This window comes from Actinotalea sp. C106, from assembly GCF_023630195.1.
Classification (GTDB): domain Bacteria; phylum Actinomycetota; class Actinomycetes; order Actinomycetales; family Cellulomonadaceae; genus Actinotalea.
In genome coordinates this window covers 1-3,859 of record NZ_JALPKN010000286.1, presented here as the reverse complement: position 1 = coordinate 3,859, position 3,859 = coordinate 1, and the positions used below count along the sequence as shown (strand labels likewise).

Here is a 3,859-nt window from a genome sequence, read left to right as displayed (position 1 = left end):
GCGGCCGCGCACGAGCACCGGGCGGCGCAGCGACGGCCGGGCGAGGGCCTGCCGGGCGTGGCGCACGGTGGTGTCCAAGGAGTAGGAGATCGTCCGACCGGCCTCGGCGAGCCCCGCGAGCAGGTCGTCGGCGTCCCCGACGCCGAGCCGCTCCGCGACCTCCTCCTGGTCCGCCCGCAGCAGGCGGTTGGTCGAGCGACGGGTGACGACCTGGAGGGCGTCCCGTACGTCGAGCAGGTGCGCGTAGGCCTCGTCGAGGCGACCGTGCGGGCGGTCGGTGAGCCAGGTGGCCGCGAGGGCGAAGACCACGACGGCGTCGCGGATCCCCCCACGGGCCTCCTTGAGGTCGGGCTCGACGAGGTAGGCCAGCTCCCCGGAGCGCTCGGCGCGGGTCTTGGCTGTGGCGAGCAGCTCGGGCAGCCGCCGCCGGGCCGCGGAGCGCCAGTCGGTCAGCAGGGCGGTCCGGGCCCGGTGCACGACCGTGCGGTCCCCAGCCAGGTGGCGGAGGTCGAGCAGCCCGACCGCGGCGGGCAGGTCCGCCGAGGCCACCCGACGGCACTGCGACAGCGACCTCACCGAGTGGTCGAGGTCGAGCCCCGCGTCCCAGATCGGGTACCAGAGCCGCTCGGCGACCCGCGCCACCGTCGCGTCGCCGTGGGTGCGGCCGTCATGGACCAGGAGCAGGTCGAGGTCGCTCGCGGGGGACGCGTCCGAGCGTCCGAGGCTCCCGACCGCACCGAGGGCGAGCCCGTCGGTGGTCTCGAGGTCGGCCACGACGTCGTGCCAGAGCTCGGAGAGCCGGCGCGAGGCCAGCTGGGAGAGCGCGGTGCGCCGGACGGTCCCGTCGCTTCCCGGTCCGGTCATGCGGGACGCGAGGTCGAGCCGGTCGACCCGGAGGTCCCGGACCCCCCTGCGGGAGTCCGGGACCTCCGGGTCTGGTTGGGCGACCACCGGCCCGAGCGGTCCTTGCTGCATGATGCCCCCCTCGAGCCGTCGTCCTGGTGATGGCGCCCAGGGCGCCAGGTGGTGCCTAGAGCGCTGCCGAGCCGTGCTCGCCGGTGCGCACCCGCGCCACGTCGTCCACGGGCACGGTCCACACCTTGCCGTCACCGATCTTGCCGGTCTGCGCGGCACCGACGATCACGTCGGTCACGCTCGCTGCGTCCTCGTCGTCGACGAGGACCTCGACCCGCACCTTGGGGATCAGGTCGACCGTGTACTCGGCCCCCCGGTACACCTCGGTGTGGCCACGCTGACGGCCGTAGCCGCTCGCCTCGCTCACCGTCATCCCGCGGATGCCCGCGGCCTCGAGGGCCGACTTCACGTCGTCCAGCCGATGCGGCTGAATCACTCCCGTGACCAGCTTCATGCCTTCACCTCCGTCGTCTTGCGAGCCCCACCGAGGGTCTCGTAGCCGGCCTCGCCGTGCACGGCGAGGTCGATGCCGCTCACCTCGGACTCCTCGCTGACGCGCCACCCGAGGGTGGCCTTGAGGCCGAGACCGATGATCAAGGTGACCACGGCGGAGAGCGCCATGGCGACCGCGGCGATGATGATCTGGACCAGCGTGAGGTTGAAGCCCCCGCCGTAGAACAGGCCACCGTCGGTCGCGAGGAACCCGATGAGGATGGTGCCCACGAGACCACCGACGAGGTGGACGCCGACGACGTCGAGCGAGTCGTCGTAGCCGAACTTGTACTTCAGGCCCACAGCCAGGGCGCAGAGCGCTCCGGCGATCAGCCCGAGGAAGATCGAGCCGACCGGGCTCAGCGCGCCGGCCGCCGGGGTGATCGCCACAAGACCGGCGACGATGCCCGAGGCGGCACCCAGCGAGGTGGCGTGGCCGTCGCGGATCTTCTCGGTGATGAGCCAGCCGAGGATCGCCGCGCAGGCCGCGGTGGTCGTGTTGACCCAGGCGAGACCCGCGACGCCGTCGGCGCCGTAGGCCGAGCCGGCGTTGAAGCCGAACCAGCCGAACCACAGCAGGCCCGCTCCGAGCATGACGAACGGGAGGTTGTGCGGGCGCATCGGCTCCCTGCCGAAGCCCTTGCGCTTGCCGACGATGAGCGCGAGCACGAGCGCCGCGACACCGGCGTTGATGTGGACCACGGTGCCACCGGCGAAGTCCACCGGCTCGGCGATGCCGGCGAACGGGCCGTCACCGCTCAGCAGGCCGCCGCTCCACACCATGTGCGCCATGGGGAAGAAGGCGAAGGTCACCCACAGGCCCGCGAAGACGAGCCAGGTGCCGAACTTCACGCGCTCGGCGAGGGCACCGCTGATCAGGGCCACGGTGATGATCGCGAAGGTGGCCTGGAAGCCGACGTCGACGATGATCGGCAGACCGCCGTCGATCACGGCCTCGCCGTTCTCGTCGAAGACGCCGCCGCCCCCGAGCCCGAACTGCTCGAACGGGTTCGCGAAGAACCCGCCGACGCTCTCCGAGCCGTAGGACATCGACCAGCCCCAGAGCACGTAGATCACACCCACGACGCCCATCGCGCCGAAGGACATCATCATCATGTTGAGCACGGCCTTGCCGCGCACCATCCCACCGTAGAAGAACGCCAGTCCTGGCGTCATGAGCAGCACGAAGGATGCCGAGACCAGCATCCACGCCGTGAGGCCCGAGTCCAACTCAGCCATAGAGATCGCCTCTCCCCTCGCCAGCCGGGCGGCTGGTCGGGGACAACCTTCCCGAGCCGCTGTTTCCTCGCGGCTCGGGGGCGGTTACGGCTCGGTGACAAGACCGCCGATGTTGTGAACGGGAGGTTTCGGTCGGCCGAGACCGTTCCGACTGGTGGACAGTCGGCCTGGCAGGTGGACGGCCGGCCGGACGTCGGCCCGGCGCAGGCACGGTCCCGGGAGGTCTGGGACCGGGCCCTCAGTCCTCGAGCAGGCCGTCCACGAACGCCTCGGGCTCGAAGGGCGCGAGGTCGTCCGGACCCTCACCGAGCCCGACGAGCTTGACCGGCACCCCGAGCTCGCGCTGCACGGCCACGACGATGCCGCCCTTGGCGGTGCCGTCGAGCTTGGTCAGGACGATCCCGGTCACCCCGGCGACCTCGGCGAAGACCCGCGCCTGGTTGAGCCCGTTCTGACCCGTCGTCGCGTCGAGGACCAGCAGCACCTCGCTCACCGGTGCCGATCGGGACAGCACCCGGGTGATCTTGCCGAGCTCGTCCATGAGCCCTGCCTTGTTCTGGAGCCGGCCGGCGGTGTCCACCAGGACGACGTCGGCGCCGTCCTCCCGACCGCGACGCACCGCGTCGAAGGCCACCGCCGCAGGGTCTCCCCCGTCGCGCTCGGCGCGGACGGTCGGCACACCGACCCGTGCGCCCCAGGTCTGCAGCTGGTCGGCAGCAGCCGCACGGAAGGTGTCGGCGGCCCCCAGGACGACCGAGCTGCCCTCGGCGACCAGGACGCGGGCCAGCTTGCCGACCGTCGTCGTCTTGCCGGTGCCGTTCACCCCCACCACCAGGACCACCGCCGGGTGCGGCGCGCCCTCGCCGTCGGTGACGGGGGTGGTGCTCAGCGAGCGATCGAGGGTCGGGTCGACGAGAGCCATCAGCTGGCTGCGCAGCAGGTCCCGGACCGCGCCCGGCTCACGGACGCCCAGCACGCGGACCCGCTCGCGGAGCTGGTCGACGAGCTCGCCGGTCGGCCCGGCGCCGACGTCGGCCAGGAGCAGGGTCTCCTCGATCTCGTCCCAGTCGTCCTCGCTGAGGTGGTCCCGGGACAGGACGGTGAGCAGGCGGGACCCGAGCGGGGAGCCGGAGCGCGCGAGACGCTCACGGAGCCTGGCCATGCGCCCGGCCACCGGCTCGGGGCTCTCGAGGGCGGGCGCGGCGGGGGCGCT

At 72.5% G+C, this 3,859-nt stretch carries 3 protein-coding genes and 1 pseudogene; all 4 read right to left on the bottom strand.

The window, feature by feature from the left end:
• Window positions 1-975 (bottom strand): annotated as a pseudogene (locus L0B03_RS15025) (phosphohydrolase); the annotation flags it as partial.
• 55 nt (window positions 976-1,030) lie between these two features.
• Window positions 1,031-1,369: a P-II family nitrogen regulator gene (locus tag L0B03_RS15020; RefSeq protein ID WP_208055257.1), complete on the bottom strand. Its 339-nt coding sequence runs from the start codon at window positions 1,367-1,369 to the stop codon at window positions 1,031-1,033.
• On the bottom strand, window positions 1,366-2,646 hold the full coding sequence (locus L0B03_RS15015; protein WP_250447241.1) for an ammonium transporter: 1,281 nt from the start codon (window positions 2,644-2,646) through the stop codon (window positions 1,366-1,368). Before L0B03_RS15015 ends, L0B03_RS15020 begins: the two co-directional genes overlap by 4 nt.
• Before the next feature lie 238 nt (window positions 2,647-2,884).
• Window positions 2,885-3,859, bottom strand: a 975-nt coding sequence (ftsY, locus tag L0B03_RS15010) for a signal recognition particle-docking protein FtsY (RefSeq protein WP_250447238.1), incomplete at its 5' end; no start/stop codon positions are given.